Genomic DNA, 18554 nt, shown 5'->3' with positions numbered 1-18554 from the left:
CAAGCCCCGGAACGACGCTCGGCCACCTCCCCGTTCGGCGCTTCGTGATCTCGCGGCGTTCACGGCTGCCTCGTCCAGGTGTCGTCGTCGCAGATCAGGCCACCGAGGACGCAGCCGCGGACCACCAATGTGCTCTGCGCCGCGAGCTCCATCGTCGTGCGGTAAGTCTTGCCGTCGGCGGGATTGTAGCCCTCCCCGGCCAGTTTCCCGTCCCCGCCGGGAGAAAACCTGCTCAGAACCTCGATGCCCAGGAGCGAGCGAGCACGCAGCTTTGCGTCGGGATTGAAGCGGTCGAAACGCGGCTCCTTCAACCAGACGATCCGGCCGCACAGTGCTGCGCCGCAGCGGGCGATCGCAATCTCCGACTCCCCGTCGGAATCGCGCCAGCGACCGACGACATCCGACATCGGATCGGCGCGGGCCGGCAGAGGCCCCATCAGCGCCGCCGCAACGAACGCGATTTGCAGGCTACGGCTGCTCATCGTCACTCTCCCCACCGAGCAGGATCACTCCGGCGATAATCAAGGCAATGCCCATGGCGCGCATCAGATCGATCCGCTCGCCGAAGGCCGCCCAGGCGAACAACGGCACGGTGATATAGACCAATCCGGTCATCGGGAAGGCACGGCTGAGCGGCATGTCGCGCAGGATCGCCATCCACACCACGAAGGTTCCGAGATAGCCAACGACTGCAAACCAGACGCCGGGGAGGTCCAGCGATCGCGTCAGCATCGCGAGGCCGAAATCCATGTCGCCGAGCCCATCGGCGCCCCATTTGAAGGCGAGCTGCGTTCCGGTGTCGAGTCCGATGAACGCCAGCCAAATTGCTAGCTGGCGCCAGCGCGAGGGCGCTTCGGCAGGTGTGACGGCACTCATGCGGCTTTCTTTCCGGCGTGTTCGGCAAGATCGGGATCGAAGCGGTCGAAGCCGAGCCAGGGGCTAAGCGAGCGCAGCGCCCATTGCAGGGGGGCGCGGCGATGGCGGACATGGATGGTGGAGGGAACGAGCCGGCTGCCGAAACGGAGCTTGGATGCGTAGGCGGTCTGGCCACTCTGGAACAGGCGGATGCCGCGCTCGAGACAGAAGCGCACATTCGCCATCCAGCTCACGACGTAGAGATTGTGCTCACGCGCGAGCGGGTAACGCATGCCCAGGAACTTATCGATGACGCGATCGGCCTCGACCAGCAGCAGGTTGAACGCCGCAAGCTCGCCTCCGATCCAGTAGAGCGCAAAAACGGCCCGCTCGCCCAGAGCCCGCGAGATCCCCGCAAAATAGCCGGGCGGCAGGAGCTCGAGCTCGCCATAGTCCAAGCCGCTTTGGGCGCGCGTGGATTCGTAGAGGGCGTCGATCTCCCGCTCGAGCCCGGCGATGTCGGTACGGAACTCGATCCGGACTTCGCCAGCCTTGGAGAGCTTGCGCCTGATGTCCTTGCGCGTTGCCGCTGACAGCGACGCCAGATAGGCAGATTCGTCCGGGAAAGGCAGATCGAGTACGGCGACCGGCAGGCTGGCCAGGCGCGCAAAGCCTGCCCGGGAAAGGAAGGCGCCAGCCTCCCGCTCCTGCTCCGGCGCCAGATCCTTCCAGACGACGAGATGCGCGCCTTCGGCCGCGGCCTGCCGCTGGAGGGTTTCAGCCAGCTGCCGAAAGGCCGCGGCGCGGCCGGCCGTATCCAGCCGCGGCGAAAAGCCGAGATGGCAGCGCTCGCCATAGGGAGAGCCGACGCAGAGAGCCTTGAGGGTGACAAGGCCCGGCACATGGCGAAACAGCGCATCGCCAAGCCCGCGCAGCCTGCCTTGAAGCGGCGTATCGAGTCGGTAGTTCAGTCGGAAGAAGGGCGCGACCCCGACCACCTCGCCTTGCGTCTCGACGACGACCGCCGGCATGCGCAGTCCAATCCCGGAGGAAGCTGCTGCCGCCTCGCAGGCGCTGTAGTAGGCGTGGCACTCCGCCTCGCCGGGCAAGCACGCATCCCAAGCCGCGGGATCGATTGCGGCCACGCTTCCGACAATCCGGGCGGCAAGCGGGTTCATTCGGCAGCGACGACGCGCAGTCCCGCCGCCTTCTCCCGGACCTCCCGCTTCGCAAGCCGTGCCGCGAGCGCCAGCGAGCGCTCGACGACAATGCCGCGCTGCTGGTCGATCGTGACGAGGTGATAGCTGTCGTCGAGGATGACGGCATCGACGAGCCCGCCCAGCCGGCGCTGGATGTAGAACGCATTCGACAGGCTGGCGACATCGTCCTCGCGGGCGTGGACGAGCAAGGCCGGGCAGGTGATGGCCGGCATCTCGCGTCGCGTCTGGGCGATCAGCGCCCACATCTGCTGGAGCGCGCCGGACGGCGTGCCGAGCAGACCCGCCTCCGAACTGTCGCCGCGGGTGATCGCGGCGGTGATCAGCGCGCGCGTGCGCAGATCCTTGACGCCATAAGGCTCGCGCTCGACGAAGCTGTAGCGGCGGCCGATGGGCGTGTTGATCAGCCACTTCAGCAGGAAGGCGTAGCGCGGAATCGACCAGCCATCGTACCAGAGCGTGGGCGCGTAGAGAGCCAAGCCATCGACGGCTTCGGGCCGCGCGGCAGCGACGTGCATCGCCAGGACAGCGCCCATCGAAAGGCCCCCGACGATGACGCGGTCGCAGATCAGGCGCATCCGGTCGAGCTCGTCGATGACGCTCTGGGCCCAATCGCGCCAGCCCGTCGCCAGCAGCTCGCTTTCTCCAGCGCAATGGCCCGCGAGCTGCGGGCAGTGCACCGTGTGGCCGGCCTGATTGAGCGCACGCGCCACGAGGCGCATCTCGGTCGGGGTTCCGCCCAAACCGTGGATCAGGAGGAAGCCGGTCCGGCCGCCGGCATAGCGAAGGCTGAAATCGCGCGTCGTCACGTCTCGTTCCGTCAGACTGTTCGAGCGACGATGACCACGCCGCAGGTGATGAGGAAAGCTCCGGCCCATTGCCGGGAACCGACACGCTCGCCGAGCAGAACCGCGCTGGCGAAGGTGATGGCGAGGAAATTGAGGCTGGCGATGGGAAAGGCGATCGAGAGCGGCACCTCGGCGAGGATCCGCAGCCAGATGAAGAACTCCGCCACATAGGTCAGCACGCCGGCCATCGCCCAGCCGGAGCGGCCGAGCGCCACGGTGAGCTCGCGCAGCCCGGCGCCCTGCGGCAACCTGTCGGCACCGAGCTTGAGGCAGAGCTGTCCGACGACGTCGCAGACGATCGACAGGATGAACCAGAGGACGATGTTCACGGTCACGGCAGCACCCGCGCAAAGCAGTCGATGAGTTCGGCATTCACCCGGGCATTGACGGCGAGCTCTTCCGGAGAAGGCCGCAGCGGCCGCGGGTGATCGAAGTAGGCGAGCGTCGCGCGGAACGGATCGGAGAAGCGCGGCTCGGACCAGTCGCCGCAGACATCCACCCCGACGACGCGACGTGCGCCCGCCAGCCGCTCGATCGCGGCAAGCAGATGAGCAAACGGCAGATCGCCCTGGTCCCAGTTGGTCAGCGCCTCGTCCCGCCCCAGGACGTCCTTGTCGATGCTGAGCCAGACGTCCCCGGTCGGGATCGTGGCGACGAGGTCGTCGAGGAAATGAGCCCAGTCCTCATCGGCCAGATTGCGCCAATGCAGATGGTTTCCCTCCTGCCGGAAACTCGCAGCCGTTCCGTACCGGCCCCAGACGCGGGAAGGTTCGTGCCGCCACGGATAGAGCGCGATCCGCTCCTCGGCGACCGCCCTGAGATTGGCGAACTGCCATTCCGGGCGCACGAGATCGCCGCTGCAGGGACCGATGGTGATGACCTTGCGGACCTGGGGCAGCTCCAGCGCCCGGTTGACCCAGGCGCCGCAATTGACCGTCGCGGGAAACTGCACCCAGTCGGGATGGTTGTCGAAATGGACGACCGTCACCGGCTCGGAGACTCCTGCGATCAGCAGCGCCGCGAGGTGATGGAAATCCCCGGAACCGTAGAAGTAGACCGGTGGTCCGCTCCCGCCTCTGTCCTCGGCCGCCAGTTGCTCCAGCAGGCGCGCGCGCGCACCGCGGCTCGCCACGATGCGCAGACGCGCGGCGAGACGCGTCGCATCGATGCGGGAAGCTTCCCCCGCATCGATGCGACGGCGCAGCGGCTCCTGCCGCGCGACGCTGCCGTCGAGATCGATCACCTGCAGGCGCAACAGCCGTCTCCGGTCGGATCAGGCGCCAGCCACGCGGGCGAAGAGCTGGTCCAGGAGGGCGATCGCCAGATCGATCTCCTCGTAGCTCATGGTCAGAGCCGGCGCGAGAGTGATGACGTTCTTGTAGTAGCCGCCGATATCGAGCACGAGGCCGTAGCGCCTGCCATCGATCTCCAGATCGGCCTTCATGCCCTCGTCGCACATCAGGTCGACCAACCGCTTCGACGGCGTATAGCTGTCATGCGGCTCGCAGATCTCGATGCGCAGGGCCATGCCGAGGCCGTCGACCTCGCCGACGATCTTATGCCGGCGCTTCAGCTCCTGGAGCCCGTCGAGGAAATACGCGCCCTTGGCCATGACCATGGTCTCGTAGTCTTCCTCGTGCATCATCTTCATCGCCTCGAGCGCCACGGCGGTGCCGAGCGGGTTGGCGTTGAAGGTCGAATGCGTGGAGCCCGGCGGGAAGACGGTCGGGTTGATCAACGCTTCCTTGGCCCAGATGCCGGAGAGCGGGTTGAGCCCGTTGGTGACGGCCTTGCCGAAGACGATCACGTCCGGCTGGACGCCGAAATGCTCGATCGACCAGAGCTTGCCGGTCCGGAAGAAGCCCATCTGGATCTCGTCGACGACGAGCAGGATGCCGTGGTCGTCGAGCACCTTCTTCAAGCCGGTGAAGAAGTTGGGCGGCGGAATGACGTAGCCGCCCGTGCCCTGCAGCGGCTCGACGTAGAAGGCTGCATATTCGGCCTGGCCGACCTTGGGATCCCAGACGCCGTTATATTCGCTCTCGAAGAGCCGGGCGAACTGCTGCACGCAATGCTCGCCATACTCTTCCTTGCTCATGCCCTTCGGCCCGCGGAAATGGTAGGGGAACGGGATGAAGTGTGCGCGTTCGCCGAAATGGCCGAAGCGGCGGCGATAGCGGTAGGACGAGGTGATGGCGGAGGCGCCGAGCGTGCGGCCGTGATAGCCACCCTCGAAGGCGAACATCAGGCTCTTGCCGTTCGAGGCGTTGCGCACGAGCTTGAGCGAATCCTCGACCGCCTGCGCGCCGCCGACATTGAAGTGGACGCGCCCCTTGGCGCCGAACTTGCGCTGCGCATCCTTGGCGATCATCGCCGCGAGTTCGATCTTCTCGCGATGGAGATACTGGCTCGCGACCTGCGGCAGCGTGTCGATCTGGCGCTTGAGCGCATCGTTGAGGCGCGGATTGGCGTAGCCGAAATTGACGGCCGAGTACCACATCTGCAAGTCGAGGAAGCGGTTGCCGGCAGCATCGAGCATGAAGGAGCCCTCGCAGCCCGAGAAGATCTTCGGGAACTGCGTGTAGTGCACGGTATCGCCATGCGAGCAGAACTCCGCCTCGAGCGCGAGCAGGCGGGCCTCCTCGGCGGTAACCGAGGCCAAGTTCACAGCAGCGGGAGCGGCTGCGGTGCGGCCGTGCTGGGGAAATCCGTCATCCATTGATCAAGTCCTTGATGTGATGGCTCGCTGCGGCCGGAACGACGCCGGTCAGCATGTCGTCCAGGATGCGCGCCGCTTCGGCGAGCCGGGAGAATGGGCGGTGTTCCACCCCGGCCTGGTCGCAATGGGCGATCAGGCCGTTCTTGGCGAAGATGAGGTCGGCGCGCTCGGCCAGGCAGAAATCGGACCGGCCGTCGCCGACCAGGATGGTGGCAGGCCGCCCCAAGCTGCTGGCCACGCTGCATTTGCAGGTTCCGCTGCTGCAGCTGCCGTCGCGGGAAGCATGCGGCGAGGTCAGGCGCCAGCGATCCGCACCAACCGGTTCGAGGTGATTGGCGATGACCGGCAGCCCGGCGAGCCCGGCCCGGCGAAGCACGGTATGAATCGTGCGGTCGAGCCCGTCCGAAACCACGGTCACCGGCACGCCGTGGCGCTGGCAGACCCGGACGAAGAAGGCAAATCCCCAATCGATCGCGAAGCTTTCGACGAAGCTGTCGAAGACATCGGGCGAGGCGCGCAGCAGCGCGACCTGCCGCTCCATGCACTCCCGCGATCCGATGCGTCCCGCGACCCAGTCATCCTCGATCGCTTCCCAACCGGGTTCGGCGAATCGGGCCAGGACGGAGTCCGTCGTGTCCTTCTCTGAAATCGTGCCGTCGAAATCGACGATGGCCTGCCATTGCATCTGCGCGGAAGCTCCCGTTTCGCGGAGCTGCCAATGGCAAGCGTCGTGCCATCCTGCAATGCATTGATTTAATTATGATTTCTTACGAGTCGACGCGTCAGCCGGCTCTTAAAATTGGGGTATCCATCAAATTTTGGAGCATCCCGACGCTGGAGCATGAAGCCGGGCGTGCACGCCGAAGAGATTCGGCGACAGGCGCCGCAAGACGCGCCTATCCCGCGCTCAGCGTTCGCCGTACCGCGTCCCGCCAGCCCCTGACTTTGCGCTCGCGCCGGCTGGCTGCCATGGCGGGCGAGAAGCGACGCTCCAGCCGCCATTGGTCGGCAAAGCGCCCCGGCTCCGGCAGAAGCCCGGCGTCGAGCCCGGCAAGATAGGCTGCGCCCAGTGCCGTCGTCTCGAGCACCGTCGGCCGGTCGACCGGCAGGTCGAGGATGTCCGCGAGGCGCTGCATCGTCCAGTCCGACGCGACCATGCCGCCATCGACCCTGAGCACCGAGCGACCGCCCTGCCCGGCTTCCGGCCAGTCGGCATGCATCGCCTCGATCAGGTCGAGTGTCTGGTAGCAGACGCTTTCAAGGGCGGCGCGGGCAAACTCGCGCGGCCCCGAATTGCGGGTCAGGCCGAACATCGCGCCACGTGCGTGGGCGTCCCAGTGCGGTGCGCCGAGGCCGACGAAGGCTGGCACCAGATAGACGTCCTGCTCGGGATCGGCCGCCTCCGCCAGCGGGCCGGTGTCGCTGGCCTTCTCGATGATGCCGAGTCCGTCGCGCAGCCATTGCACCGCAGCACCCGCGATGAAGATCGAGCCTTCGAGCGCATAGGTCCGCTTGCCGGCGAGCTGGTAGGCGACCGTGCTGAGCAGGCGATGCTTCGAGCGGACCGGCGTGTCGCCGGTATTGAGCAGCGCGAAGCAGCCGGTGCCGTAGGTCGACTTCACCATCCCGGGCGTGAAGCAGGCCTGCCCGATCGTCGCCGCCTGCTGGTCTCCCGCGATACCGCGCACCGGGATCGGCTTTCCGAACAGCTCCGGCGCCGTATCGCCGAAATGGGTGGCGCAGTCGCGCACCTCCGGCAGGATCGCCGCCGGGATGTCGAAGAGGTCCAGGAGCTCCGGGTCCCAGATGCCGCGGCCGATATCGAACAGCATGGTGCGCGCTGCATTGGTGGCGTCGGTGGCGTGTACCGCTCCGCCCGTCAGCCGCCACAGCAGGAAGGAATCGATGGTGCCGAAGGCGAGTTCGCCCGCTTCGGCCCGCCGCCGCGCGCCCGGCACGTTGTGCAGCAGCCAGGCGATCTTGGTCGCCGAGAAATAGGGGTCGATGCGCAGGCCGGTACGCTCGGCCACGAGGTTTTCGTGGCCCGCCGCCACGAGGTCGGCGCAGGCCTGCGCCGTGCGCCTGTCCTGCCACACGATGGCGCGGTGAATCGCCTTGCCCGTCCGGCGGTCCCAGATCAGCGTCGTCTCGCGCTGGTTGGTGATTCCGATTCCCGCGATGTCGCCCGCATGCAGCCCGGCCCTGGCGATCGCTTCGCGGGCCGTCGCCAGCACGCTCTCCCAGATATCCTCAGGCTCATGCTCGACCCAGCCGGATGCTGGGAAATGCTGCGGAAACTCCTGCTGGGCAGCCGCGACGACCGCGAGCGAGGCATCGAACAGGATCGCCCGCGAGGATGTCGTGCCCTGGTCGATGGCGAGGATGTGTCTGGCAGCCATGGCGAATCTCTTGCCCTTCATGCGTCTTGGCCGGCAGGCGGGCCGGCCGGCGGACACTGGCCGATCAGCCGCCGCTCGCGCAAGGCCGGGCGGTGCCTCTGCAAGGTTCCGCTTGGCATGGGGCTTGCCCTGTAGTTACCTTGACGACGAAGCAACCGGCCGCACGACGCTGCGGCCCCTGTCCAGCCCCGTGCTGGCAGGTCGAGGGATTGGAAACGGTGGCGGTCGAGGACCGGCAGCAACGGGACGTCACGCATGTGGCGTCGCCGCATAGGCATACCACCGATCCGCAACGGGCCGGTGGCGCATCTGTTTCCGCCGCCTTCAAGAGCTACAACCCGGCATCGATCGATCAGCAGCCCGCCGCGACCTATGCAGCGCTGGATCTCGGCACCAACAATTGCCGGCTCCTGATCGCGCGCCCCGCGCAGCACGGCTTTCGGGTCGTCGATGCGTTTTCCCGCATCGTCCGCCTTGGCGAAGGGCTCGCTGCCAGCAGCCGCCTGGCCGATGCGGCGATGGACCGTGCGGTCGAGGCGCTGAAGATCTGCCGCGGCAAGATGGCGAATCGCGGGGTCACCCGTGCCCGCCTCGTCACCACCGAAGCGTGCCGTGCGGCGACCAACGGGCTAGACTTCATCCGCCGCGTCGCAGCCGAGGCCGAGCTCTCGCTCGAAATCATCGACCAGCGCACCGAGGCGGCGCTTGCCGTCTCCGGCTGCGCGGCGCTGACCGACCCGGCGGCCGAGAGCGTCATCGTCTTCGACATCGGCGGCGGATCGACCGAGATCGTCTGGCTCGGCGGGCGCAGCGAGGCGCGCGACCCTGCCGCCCGTATCCGCGAATGGGCCTCGCTGCCGATCGGCGTCGTTATCGTGGCTGAACGCTACGGCGGTATCGAGGTCAGCCGCGAGCTCTTCGAACAGATGGTTCAGGATTGCACGCAAGCGCTTGAGCCATTTGCGAAAAAGGCTTCTGCCGCCTGCGACTCAAAGGGCTTCCACCTGCTTGGAACCTCCGGCACGGTGACGACCGTCGCCGGCATCCATCTCGACCTGCCCCGCTATGACCGCCGCGAGGTCGACGGGCTGTGGATGCACCAGCACGACGTCGCCGCCGTCATCGACCGTCTGATCGATATGGATTATGCCGCCCGGGCGGCCAATGCCTGCATCGGCCGCGAACGCGCGGATCTGGTGCTGGCCGGCTGTGCGATTTTCGAGGCGATTCACCGCGCCTTCCCGAGCGAGCGCGTCCGCATCGCCGATCGCGGACTGCGCGAAGGCATCCTGCTACGCATGATGCACGAAGACCGTGCCTGGTGGCGGCGGAAATAGGTTAAGGGCCCATGAGTATCGGAAAATCGGGTGGCAAGACCGGCGACGGCAAAGCCTCCGGAGGTGCGCGCGACATGCGCGTCAAGGTGAAGAAGGCGGGCAAGCTCAAGCATTCCTCGCAGCTCTGGCTCGAGCGCCAGCTCAACGACCCCTATGTGAAGCGGGCCAAGGAACTGGGCTACCGCTCCCGCGCGGCCTTCAAGCTCGAGGAGATGGACGACCGCTACAAGTTCCTGAAGCCCGGCCAGCGCCTGCTCGATCTCGGCTGCGCGCCGGGCGGCTGGTGCCAGGTCGCGGCCAAGCGCATCGGGCTCGAACGAGGCAAGGGCCGCATCGTCGGCATCGATCTGCTGCCCGTCGATCCGATCCCCGGCGTCGACCTGATCGAACTCGATTTCATGGCCGAGGAGGCCCCGGCCCTGCTGACCGAACGCCTCGGCGGACAAGCCGATGGCGTCATGTCCGACATGGCCGCCAACACCACCGGCCACAAGAAGACCGACCATCTCAAGATCATCGCGCTCGCCGAAGCGGCGCTGGAATTCTCGCACAGCGTGCTGGCGCCGGGCGGCTTCTTCCTCGCCAAGCTGTTCCAGGGCGGAGACAGCGCCGAACTTCTTGCCGGCCTGAAGCGCGACTTCACCACCGTCCGGAACGTCAAGCCGGCCGCGAGCCGCGCCGATTCCTCCGAACTGTATGTGCTGGCGACCGGCTATCGCCGAAAGCAGGCCGACGAAACCGCTGACGCCTGAAGGCGACGCAAGCCAGCAGTTTCAAGGCGCCGGATCCGCTACTCCAGCGGTTTCTGGTCGGCGAGCGCCTCGGCCGTGACCTTGCGCGCGCTCACCGGGACGTGACCCGAAACTTCGGTTCCGGCGTCGGGGGCAAGCTGCACCATCCAGAGCACCGAGGAAGCCGACACCAGCCCGACGATCGCGAAGGCCGGCCAGAAATCGCCGGCTGCGAGCGCCTTGCCGCCATTAAAGGTGTTGGCGGCCTCCAGCGCGAAGGCGCCGATGGTCACGCCCATGCTGAGCGAGAGCTGCTGGGCGACGCTCGACAGGCTCGTGGCGCTCGACATGTCGCGGTTGGAGACGTCAGCATAGCTGAGCGCGTTGATGCCGGTGAACTGCAGCGAGCGGAAGCAGCCGCCGATCAGCAGCACGGAGAGCATGATCGCATGCGGCGTGGTCGGGGTGAACAGGCCGGAGGCGGCGAGAAAGGCGGCGCCGATCACGGCATTGATGGCCAGCACGCTGCGAAAGCCGTAGCGCGCCAGAATCGTCCTCGCCAGCGTCTTCATGATCAGCGCGCCTGCTGCCGAAACGAAGGTGATCAGGCCCGACTGCAAGGCGTCGAGCCCGAAGCCGAGCTGCAGCATCAGCGGCAGCAGGAAGGGGATCGCGCCGATGCCGGTGCGGAAGATCGAGCCGCCGATGACACCGATCCGGAAGGTCGGAATCCGGAACAGCGACAGATTGAGCACCGGATAGGGCACCCGCCGGGCATGGAACCAGTAGGCCGCCAGCGCCGCCGCCCCGGCCAGCACGCAACCATAGGAAACGACTTGAGGAACCAGATGCCGGCCGCCCGTCGCCAGGCCCAGCATCAGGCTGGCAAAGCCGAAGGAGGACAGCAGAAAGCCCTTCACATCCAGCGGCGCGACGTCCTCCTCGCGGATATCCTCGAAGAACAGGCTCGACAGCACGATGCCGATAACGCCGATGGGAATGTTGATGAAGAAGATCCAGCGCCAGTCGAAATAGGTGGTGATGAAGCCGCCGAGCGGCGGCCCCACGACAGGTCCGACCAGCGCCGGGACCGTCAGATAGGCCAGCGCGCCGACGATCTCGGACTTGCTGACGCTGCGCAGGATGACGAGGCGCCCGACCGGGACCATCATCGCTCCGCCCATGCCCTGGACGAAGCGCGCGCCGACGAAGGCGCCGAGCGAGTTCGACACGGCGCAGAGAATCGAGCCGAGCATGAAGACGCACAGCGCCGAGCGGAAGATCGTGCGGGCGCCGAAGCGGTCGGCCATCCAGCCCGAGATCGGGATGAAGACGGCGAGACTCACCAGATAGGAGGTCAGAGCGAGCTTCAGCGCGATCGGGTCCTCGCCCAGCGACTTGGCGATCACCGGCAACGAGGTCGCGATCACGGTCGAGTCGGTGTTCTCCATGAACAGCGCGCAGGCGACGATGAGAGGAAGCAGTTTGGCGCGTTGCAAGGCGATAACCTTCCGCACTCACACTGATGTGAGCGGCGTTGAAATCATAAGCTAGGTTATTAATGCCAGGGCAGCGGCGTGACGAGAGGCGAAGTTGCGATTTCCGGCCATTTCACGCGATTGCTACGCGCTCCCGCCATGCGCTGATCTTATGGCCCATCCTCCAACACAAATCCGCCATGCGTGTGCCGCACTCCTTCCTGTGCCCGGAAGCCACCATCTTTACGGTATCCGGCCTGGGTCCGGATCGGCGCGAGGGGCGCGCGTCGTAACCTCCGGAGAGCTGACATGATCCCTAATTCGATCATTTCCACGGTTTCGCGACGTATTCCCGGCGGCGTGCGGCTGGCGGGCCTGGCCTTGCTTGCCGGGCTGAGCTACGGCGCGGCAGCCGCCCCTGCTTCCGCTGCGATGACCGACTGGCAGATGGCCTGTCAGGACAAGGCCGCGCCGCAGGGCTATGGCGAGAGCATTCGCTACAACAACTGCGTGAGGCAGCGCGACTGCGAACGCCTGGCGAACCAGATGGGGCATATGGCCATGGCAATGGGCTGCTTCGGCGTGATGCCGGACGCCCCGGCCGTGCCGTTGCGATCGCGCAACTGAAACGGGCAGGCTTCTCGCGACCGATCTCGGGGCAGCGATGCGCCGGGAATTTTGCCGCACTGCAAAATTCTCCGCGCCCCGCACTAGCGGAGCGCGGGCGCACATGCTAACGGGCCTCGTCAACTTGGCCATGGGCGCATCCGCCCGGCCCCTAGAAAGCCGGCTTGCCCGGCGTCGGAGTTGACGATGGCGCTTTCCCTCGACGGTCTGATTCGCGACGGTTTCACCTTCGACGACGTGCTGCTTGAGCCCGGCCCGTCCGAGGTCATGCCGGCGGATGTCGACATCCGCACCAGGCTCACCAAGTCGATATCGCTCAACCTGCCGATCATCGCCTCGGCGATGGACACCGTGACGGAAGCGCGCATGGCGATCGCCATGGCGCAGGCTGGCGGCCTCGGCGTCATCCACCGCAACCTCGAGGCCGACCAGCAGGCGGCGCAGGTGCGCCTCGTCAAGAAGTTCGAGTCGGGAATGATCGCCAACCCGATCACGATCTACCCCGACGAGACGCTGGCCGACGCGCTCGCGCTGATGAAGCAGAACGGCATCTCCGGCATCCCGGTCGTCGAGCGCGGCCCGCAGGGGCACAAAGGCAAGCTCGTCGGTATCGTCACCAACCGCGATGTGCGCTTCGCCGCCAACCCGGCCCAGCCCGTCTCGGAGCTGATGACCAAGGAACGGCTGATCACGGTGCGCGAGGGCGTGAGCCAGGAGGAGGCCCGGCGCCTGCTGCACCAGTTCCGCATCGAGAAACTGCTGGTCGTCGACGATCACTACCGCTGCATCGGCCTGATCACCGTCAAGGACATGGAGAAGCAGGTCGCGCATCCGAACGCGGCAAAGGACGCGCAAGGGCGCCTGCTCGTCGCTGCCGCAACCACGACCGGCGACCAGGGCTTCGAGCGTTCGGAGATGCTGATCGACGCCGGCGTCGATCTCATCGTCGTCGATACCGCCCATGGCCACTCGTCGAAGGTGCTCGACGCGGTCAGCCGGGTGAAGAAGCTCTCCAATTCGGTCCAGGTCATCGCCGGCAACGTCGCCACTGCCGGCGGGGCGCAGGCCCTGATCGATGCCGGCGCGGACGCGGTCAAGGTCGGCATCGGCCCGGGCTCGATCTGCACCACCCGCATCGTCGCGGGCGTCGGCGTGCCGCAGCTCACCGCGATCATGGACGCGGCCTCGGCGGCGGCGAAGGCGGGGGTTCCGGTCATCGCCGACGGCGGCATCAAGTATTCTGGCGACCTTGCCAAGGCACTTGCCGCTGGCGCCTCCTGCGCCATGGTCGGCTCTCTGCTCGCCGGCACCGACGAGACGCCGGGCGAAACCTTCCTGTACCAGGGCCGCTCCTACAAGGCCTATCGCGGCATGGGCTCGGTCGGCGCGATGGCCCGCGGCTCGGCCGACCGCTACTTCCAGCAGGACATCAAGGACACGCTGAAGCTCGTGCCCGAGGGCATCGAGGGCCAGGTCGCCTATAAGGGGCCGGTTTCCACCGTGCTCCACCAGCTCGCTGGCGGCCTGCGCGCCGCCATGGGCTATGTCGGCGGCCGCAACCTCGAGGATTATCGCAACAAGGCCCGCTTCATCCGCATCACCAGCGCCGGCCTGCGCGAGAGCCATGTCCACGATGTGACGATCGTGCGCGAGAGCCCGAACTACCCGACCCGGTCTTGAGTCCGCGCAAGCTTCGTGCAGCACTGGCCGGGACTATCCTGGCCAGTGCCGACACGAGGCGACCGCGACCATGACCCTGAAGCTCGTCTATCCCACGCTGGCCCTGATCCTCTGGATCTTCATCGTCGGCGTCATCCTGATGCTGCGCCGGAAGGACGCCTTCTCCTCCGGCGCCGTGCGGCCGGAAGACGTGACGGTTTCGACCGAGCGCTATCCTGTGCCCGCCCGCCTCGCCTCCGCGAACTTCTCGAACCAGTTCGAGACGCCGGTTATCTATTTCGCGCTCATCATGCTCGCGATGGAGGTCGGCGCCACCAGCTATGTGATGGCACTGCTGGCCTGGGTTTATGTCGCGACCCGCGTCATCCACACGCTCATCCATATCGGCCCCAACAAGCTGCCCGTGCGCGGAGCGGTCTACGGCATCGGCGCCCTCGCCCTGGTCGGCATGTGGATCGGCGTCCTGCTCGCCGTCGTCTGAGCACCCTCGCCCGCCGCCCTGCCGCCTGTCGTTAAGCATTTCAGGCGTTTGCGGAGCGTGGCGCAGCGAAAGCGTTGAATCTTAACGAAACGTAAACTACACCCAACCAGCGGCGGACGGTGAACAAGCGCAGGTTGGAGTGACGCGATGTTGCGTGTCCGTGAAATCCCCGTGCGGGCATTGTCCCGCAGCGGCGAGACCGGTTACGCCGGCTCTGTCAGCAAGGCCCCGGCCCGCTCGCGTGCCGGCCGCTGGGCTGCGGCGACCGTGCTCGGCATGGCCGTCGGCTGCGGCGGCATGGTGCTGACGGCTTCGCTGGTCCAGGCGGACGACGATGCCGGCATCCGTTCGTTCTTCCTCGAGGAAGCCGCGCGCAGGGCTGCACGCGCTCCGGCGCAGAGCGCCTCCTATGCATCGACCCGCCCGACCGCTTATGCGCCGGCCACGAATGGCTGGCGCCTGCCCCTGATGCAGATGCGGCCGGATGGGCGCATCGCCCACCCGCCGATCGCGCTCAACCCCTTCAGGCAAAGCCCGAAGAAGGTTGCAGCCCGCCCGCACAGACCGGCCGAAGCCGGTGCCGCCCTGGTTTCCGCGAACAATGCCCAGACCTTCTGCGTGCGGCTTTGCGATGGCTTCCATGCCCCTATCGGCCATCTGCGGTCGGCTAGCGACCTGAACGCCCACGAAGCGCTTTGCAAGGCGATGAACCCCGGCATTCCGGTCAAGGTCTTTCGAGCAGCCGCGGGCTCGACCAGCATCGACTTCGCCGTCGCAGCAGATGGCCAGCGCTATGCGGCGCTGCCGATGGCCTATAGCCACGAGAAGGCTGCCGACCCTGCCTGTCGCCCCGCCATCGTCCAAGCCGGCGAGCGACGCATCTCGCTCCTGCGGGACATCACGCTCCGCCCCGGCGACAGCGTTGTCCTCGACGGCAAGGTTTCGACCTTCACCGGCGGATCGAGCTGGCCCTACAGCCGGCGCGACTTCCGCGACTTTCGCACGGCGCCGGAGCTGAGCACGGCCCAGCGCCAGCAGATCGACGAACGAGTCGGCGTTTCACGCATGGAGGCGGAGGCGCGCAGCCTTAGGCGGCAGATGCTGGTGCGGGAGGCCTATCTGCAGGATGAGACCGTCGCCAGCGATGCTGTGCTGCGTGGCTCGATCGATCCCGGGACGCGGGTCGCCGTGCGCCTGATCCCGATCACGGCTGCGTCACGCTGACGCCGAGAGACAGCTTAGACGGAAGACGTACGACTCGCATGGCGCGGAATCGTTTCGCCATTCCAATGCCATGGCCAGAAGATTAGAATTCATCAAAATAAGAAACAGTCTGGAACTCATACAAGACGCTGATTTTAAAGGATGATTCCGTTGACAGCAGTGTCGGCGCCCCTTTAACCCTCGCCCGTCGCGCCCTGGCGCCCTGAACCGACGGAGCGAAAGAATGATCAAGAAGAAGCACCTCCACGCCCTGACGCTGTCGTTCTGCCTGCTCGCCGCACCGGCGCTCGCCCAGGAGGTCAATCTCTACACGACGCGCGAGCCCGCCCTGCTCAACCCGGCGCTGGAAGCCTTCAGCAAGGACACCGGCATCAAGGTCAACGCGGTCTTCCTGAAGGACGGCCTGCAGGAGCGCATCCGCGCCGAAGGTGCCAACAGCCCGGCCGACGTCATGCTCGTGGTCGATGTCGGCGAGATCAATGCCGCGGTCGATGCCGGCGTCACCCAGCCGATCAATTCGCAGACCGTGGACAAGATCGTCCCGGCGCAGCTGCGTCCGGACAACAACTGGGTCACGCTGACCAAGCGCGCCCGCATCGTCGTCGCCTCGAAGGAGCGTGTCGCGCAGGACGCGATCACCTATGAAGAGCTGGCCGATCCGAAGTGGAAGGGCAAGTTCTGCATCCGCGCCGGCCAGCACCCCTACAACAACGCCTTCTTCGCAGCCTATATCGCCCATAACGGCCCGGAGAAGAGCGAATCCTACCTCAAGGCCCTGCGCGCGAACGCCGCCCGCAAGCCCGGTGGCGGCGACCGCGATGTGGCGCGCGACATCCAGTCCGGCCTCTGCGACGTCGCCGTGATCAACACCTATTATATCGGCCTGATGAGCCAGGCGAAGAACGAGCAGAAGGGCTGGTACGACGCGATCAAGCCGCTCAAGACGACCTTCGCCGATGGCGGTACCCATGTGAACGTCTCGGCTGCCGCGCTGGCCAAGAACGCCCCGAACAAGGACAACGCCGTCAAGCTGATCGAGTACATGCTCGGCGAAAAGGCGCAGGCCCTCTACGCCAACGGCAATTTCGAGTTCCCGGTCAACAGCGCCGTCACCGACTCGGCCGCCGTCAAGCTGCTCGGCGCGGTCACGCCGGACAAGCTGCCGCTCTCCGAGGTCGCCAAGCAGCGCAAGCCCGCCGCCGATCTCGTCGACAAGGTCGGTTTCGACAATTGAGCCTGAGCGCTCCGCTCACCCCTTCGCGACGGCCGCCATTCACATGGCGGCCGTCGACGCGTTTTGCGCTGGCATCGCTCGCGGGCGCCGGGCTCGTCCTGGCACCGCTGCTGGCGCTCGTGGCGACCGCCCTGTCAGCCTCGCAGGCCGCGGAGATCTGGCCGCATCTCGTCGCCAACGTGCTGCCGTCGGCACTGGTCCAGACCGGCTTGCTGCTGGCAGGTGTAGGCGTCGTCAGCGCCATCCTCGGTGTCGGCACCGCCTGGCTGGTCACGCAATTCGAGTTTCCGGGCCGGCGGCATTTCGAATGGCTGCTCGTGCTGCCGCTGGCGCTGCCCACTTATCTGACGGCCTATATCTACGTCGAATTCCTCGGCTTCCAGGGACCGCTGCAGAGCGCGCTGAGGGCGCTCGCCGGCTGGCGCACCCTGCGGGACTATTGGTTTCCCGATCCGCGCAACCTGCCCGGCGCGATCGCGATCATGGCTGTTGTCCTCTACCCTTACGTCTATCTCAGCACCCGTGCCCTCTTCAGCATCCAGGGCGCGACGATCGTCGAGGCGGCGCGCAATCTCGGCGCGACGCCGGGCCGGCTGTTCTGGCGCATCGGCTTGCCGCTCGCCCGGCCGGCGCTCGCGGCCGGGTTGACGCTCGTCCTGCTCGAGACGCTCAACGACATCGGCGCGACTGAATATCTTGGCGTCCGCTCGCTGACCCTTTCGATCTACACCACCTGGATCAACCGGGGCTCGCTGCCCGGGGCGGCACAGATCGCCTGCGTGATGCTGCTTGTCATCTTCCTGCTGATCTGGACGGAGGCCCGCCTGCGCGGACAGCGTCGCTTCGCCCTGCCCGTGCGGCAGCCGCGCCCGCTCGGGCGCCGGCCGCTGCGGCCTCGCGCGGCGTTCCTGGCGGCGGTTGCCTGCGCCCTGCCCGTTCTGTTCGGCGCCATGCTGCCGATCGGCTACCTCGCCGCCGAAATCCTGCGACGCGGATTACTGGCGCAGTTCGACGCCGCCCTGCTGAGGTTGCTGGGCAATGCCCTCCTCCTCGCCGGCATCGCCTCCGCGATCGTGCTGCTGCTGGGTCTCGGCATCGCCACGGCCAGCCGCGCCGGCCGCGAAACCTGGCTGAAACCCCTCGCCCGCCTCGCTTCGCTGGGTTACGCCGTGCCCGGCACCGTGCTCGCGCTCGGGCTGCTGATCCCGATCGCCGCGCTCGACAATGGGCTGGCCAACGCGATCACGGCCCTGTTCGGTATCAAGCCCGGCCTGCTATTGATCGGTTCCGGCGCGGCGCTGGTGATCGCCTATGTCGTGCGCTTCCTGACCATCGGCATCTCCGGCGTGGAGAGTGGGCTCAGCCGCGTTTCGCCGCGGATCGACGATGCCGCGCGCGCTCTCGGCGCCGGCCAGCCCGAGATCCTGCGCCGGATCCACTGGCCGCTGATGCGCCCGGCCGTCGCAGGCGCAGCGCTGCTCGTCTTCGTCGATTGCCTGAAGGAGCTGCCCGCGACGCTGCTGCTGCGCCCGCTCAACCTCGAAACGCTGGCGACGGTGGTCTATGGCCACGCCTCGCGCGGCGTCTTCGAGGACGGGGCGCTCGCTGCCCTGCTGATCATCCTCGCCGGCCTCTATCCTGCCATGCTTCTGGCCAAAACCGGCACAAATCGTGCGGGATAGCGGGTTTCCCGGCCTCGACAAGCCATCGACATCAGCCTACAC

Annotated in this window: 18 protein-coding genes; 8 read left to right on the top strand and 10 right to left on the bottom strand. The window is 66.7% G+C overall.

Features of this window, described 5'->3' with window-relative positions; genetic code table 11:
• Positions 1-59: 59 nt before the first annotated feature.
• From AC1DNE_RS05265 to glpK, 9 genes are all read right to left on the bottom strand, one after another.
• Positions 60-482 carry a DUF2147 domain-containing protein gene (locus tag AC1DNE_RS05265; protein WP_441470915.1) on the bottom strand — a complete coding sequence of 141 codons (423 nt, stop codon included), beginning with the start codon at positions 480-482 and terminating at the stop codon, positions 60-62.
• The gene (locus AC1DNE_RS05260) at positions 469-876 is read right to left on the bottom strand and encodes a DMT family transporter (RefSeq protein WP_476765316.1); all 408 of its coding nucleotides are present in this window, start codon (positions 874-876) and stop codon (positions 469-471) included. The genes AC1DNE_RS05265 and AC1DNE_RS05260 overlap by 14 nt, the downstream gene beginning before the upstream one ends.
• The gene (locus AC1DNE_RS05255; RefSeq protein WP_476765315.1) at positions 873-1964 is read right to left on the bottom strand and encodes a GNAT family N-acetyltransferase; all 1092 of its coding nucleotides are present in this window, start codon (positions 1962-1964) and stop codon (positions 873-875) included. The genes AC1DNE_RS05260 and AC1DNE_RS05255 overlap by 4 nt, the downstream gene beginning before the upstream one ends.
• Positions 1965-2029: 65 nt before the next feature.
• Entirely contained in the window at positions 2030-2881 is an 852-nt protein-coding gene (locus AC1DNE_RS05250) for an alpha/beta hydrolase (RefSeq protein ID WP_441470912.1), read from the bottom strand.
• 11 nt (positions 2882-2892) lie between these two features.
• On the bottom strand, positions 2893-3255 hold the full coding sequence (locus AC1DNE_RS05245) for an EamA family transporter (protein ID WP_441470911.1): 363 nt from the start codon (positions 3253-3255) through the stop codon (positions 2893-2895).
• A complete protein-coding gene (locus AC1DNE_RS05240) occupies positions 3252-4175 on the bottom strand; it encodes an arginase family protein (RefSeq protein ID WP_441470910.1) in 924 nt (307 codons plus the stop codon). Before AC1DNE_RS05240 ends, AC1DNE_RS05245 begins: the two co-directional genes overlap by 4 nt.
• An 18-nt stretch (positions 4176-4193) precedes the next feature.
• Complete coding sequence (locus tag AC1DNE_RS05235) at positions 4194-5639, bottom strand: aspartate aminotransferase family protein (RefSeq protein ID WP_441470909.1); 1446 nt, start codon at positions 5637-5639, stop codon at positions 4194-4196.
• The gene (locus AC1DNE_RS05230; protein ID WP_441470908.1) at positions 5632-6324 is read right to left on the bottom strand and encodes an MtnX-like HAD-IB family phosphatase; all 693 of its coding nucleotides are present in this window, start codon (positions 6322-6324) and stop codon (positions 5632-5634) included. The genes AC1DNE_RS05235 and AC1DNE_RS05230 overlap by 8 nt, the downstream gene beginning before the upstream one ends.
• A 211-nt stretch (positions 6325-6535) precedes the next feature.
• A complete protein-coding gene (gene glpK / locus AC1DNE_RS05225) occupies positions 6536-8038 on the bottom strand; it encodes a glycerol kinase GlpK (protein WP_476765313.1) in 1503 nt (500 codons plus the stop codon).
• A gap of 218 nt (positions 8039-8256) precedes the next feature.
• Between glpK and AC1DNE_RS05220 the strand changes: the two genes are divergently transcribed.
• Positions 8257-9375, top strand: coding sequence for a Ppx/GppA phosphatase family protein (locus tag AC1DNE_RS05220; RefSeq protein ID WP_441470906.1), 1119 nt, complete (start codon positions 8257-8259; stop codon positions 9373-9375).
• An 11-nt stretch (positions 9376-9386) separates the two neighbouring features.
• Positions 9387-10127: an RlmE family RNA methyltransferase gene (locus tag AC1DNE_RS05215; protein WP_441470905.1), complete on the top strand. Its 741-nt coding sequence runs from the start codon at positions 9387-9389 to the stop codon at positions 10125-10127.
• Between the two features lie 38 nt (positions 10128-10165).
• Here the strand turns inward: AC1DNE_RS05215 and AC1DNE_RS05210 are convergent, their stop codons facing one another.
• Positions 10166-11605 carry a DHA2 family efflux MFS transporter permease subunit gene (locus AC1DNE_RS05210; RefSeq protein WP_441470904.1) on the bottom strand — a complete coding sequence of 480 codons (1440 nt, stop codon included), beginning with the start codon at positions 11603-11605 and terminating at the stop codon, positions 10166-10168.
• Between the two features lie 288 nt (positions 11606-11893).
• On the opposite strand from AC1DNE_RS05210, the gene AC1DNE_RS05205 reads away from it, so the two are divergent.
• The 6 genes from AC1DNE_RS05205 to AC1DNE_RS05180 all read left to right on the top strand — a co-directional run bounded on the left by AC1DNE_RS05205 (position 11894) and on the right by AC1DNE_RS05180 (position 18512).
• On the top strand, positions 11894-12211 hold the full coding sequence (locus AC1DNE_RS05205; protein ID WP_441470903.1) for a hypothetical protein: 318 nt from the start codon (positions 11894-11896) through the stop codon (positions 12209-12211).
• A gap of 186 nt (positions 12212-12397) precedes the next feature.
• A complete protein-coding gene (gene guaB, locus AC1DNE_RS05200; protein WP_441470902.1) occupies positions 12398-13891 on the top strand; it encodes an IMP dehydrogenase in 1494 nt (497 codons plus the stop codon).
• A gap of 70 nt (positions 13892-13961) precedes the next feature.
• On the top strand, positions 13962-14372 hold the full coding sequence (locus AC1DNE_RS05195) for an MAPEG family protein (protein WP_441470901.1): 411 nt from the start codon (positions 13962-13964) through the stop codon (positions 14370-14372).
• A 147-nt stretch (positions 14373-14519) separates the two neighbouring features.
• Positions 14520-15596, top strand: a complete 1077-nt coding sequence (locus AC1DNE_RS05190) for a DUF2865 domain-containing protein (protein ID WP_476765312.1) — start codon at positions 14520-14522, stop codon at positions 15594-15596.
• Between the two features lie 223 nt (positions 15597-15819).
• Positions 15820-16830 carry an extracellular solute-binding protein gene (locus AC1DNE_RS05185; RefSeq protein ID WP_476765311.1) on the top strand — a complete coding sequence of 337 codons (1011 nt, stop codon included), beginning with the start codon at positions 15820-15822 and terminating at the stop codon, positions 16828-16830.
• The gene (locus tag AC1DNE_RS05180; RefSeq protein ID WP_476765310.1) at positions 16827-18512 is read left to right on the top strand and encodes an ABC transporter permease; all 1686 of its coding nucleotides are present in this window, start codon (positions 16827-16829) and stop codon (positions 18510-18512) included. The genes AC1DNE_RS05185 and AC1DNE_RS05180 overlap by 4 nt, the downstream gene beginning before the upstream one ends.
• The last annotated feature ends 42 nt before the right edge of the window (positions 18513-18554 follow it).

This window comes from Allobosea sp. 05L423, assembly GCF_056397745.1.
The sequence above is the reverse complement of the archived record's forward strand: the minus strand, read 5'-3'. Positions and strand labels throughout refer to the sequence as shown.

What these genes read in the sequence shown, in the direction of transcription:
- AC1DNE_RS05230 (WP_441470908.1), bottom strand. Translation starts at nt 6,324, where the DNA reads ATGCAATGGCAGGCCATCGTCGATTTCGACGGCACGATTTCAGAGAAG.
- AC1DNE_RS05205 (WP_441470903.1), top strand. Translation starts at nt 11,894, where the DNA reads ATGATCCCTAATTCGATCATTTCCACGGTTTCGCGACGTATTCCCGGC.
- AC1DNE_RS05190 (WP_476765312.1), top strand. Translation starts at nt 14,520, where the DNA reads ATGTTGCGTGTCCGTGAAATCCCCGTGCGGGCATTGTCCCGCAGCGGC.
- guaB (WP_441470902.1), top strand. Translation starts at nt 12,398, where the DNA reads ATGGCGCTTTCCCTCGACGGTCTGATTCGCGACGGTTTCACCTTCGAC.
- glpK (WP_476765313.1), bottom strand. Translation starts at nt 8,038, where the DNA reads ATGGCTGCCAGACACATCCTCGCCATCGACCAGGGCACGACATCCTCG.
- AC1DNE_RS05260 (WP_476765316.1), bottom strand. Translation starts at nt 876, where the DNA reads ATGAGTGCCGTCACACCTGCCGAAGCGCCCTCGCGCTGGCGCCAGCTA.
- AC1DNE_RS05215 (WP_441470905.1), top strand. Translation starts at nt 9,387, where the DNA reads ATGAGTATCGGAAAATCGGGTGGCAAGACCGGCGACGGCAAAGCCTCC.
- AC1DNE_RS05195 (WP_441470901.1), top strand. Translation starts at nt 13,962, where the DNA reads ATGACCCTGAAGCTCGTCTATCCCACGCTGGCCCTGATCCTCTGGATC.
- AC1DNE_RS05185 (WP_476765311.1), top strand. Translation starts at nt 15,820, where the DNA reads ATGATCAAGAAGAAGCACCTCCACGCCCTGACGCTGTCGTTCTGCCTG.
- AC1DNE_RS05235 (WP_441470909.1), bottom strand. Translation starts at nt 5,639, where the DNA reads ATGGATGACGGATTTCCCCAGCACGGCCGCACCGCAGCCGCTCCCGCT.
- AC1DNE_RS05265 (WP_441470915.1), bottom strand. Translation starts at nt 482, where the DNA reads ATGAGCAGCCGTAGCCTGCAAATCGCGTTCGTTGCGGCGGCGCTGATG.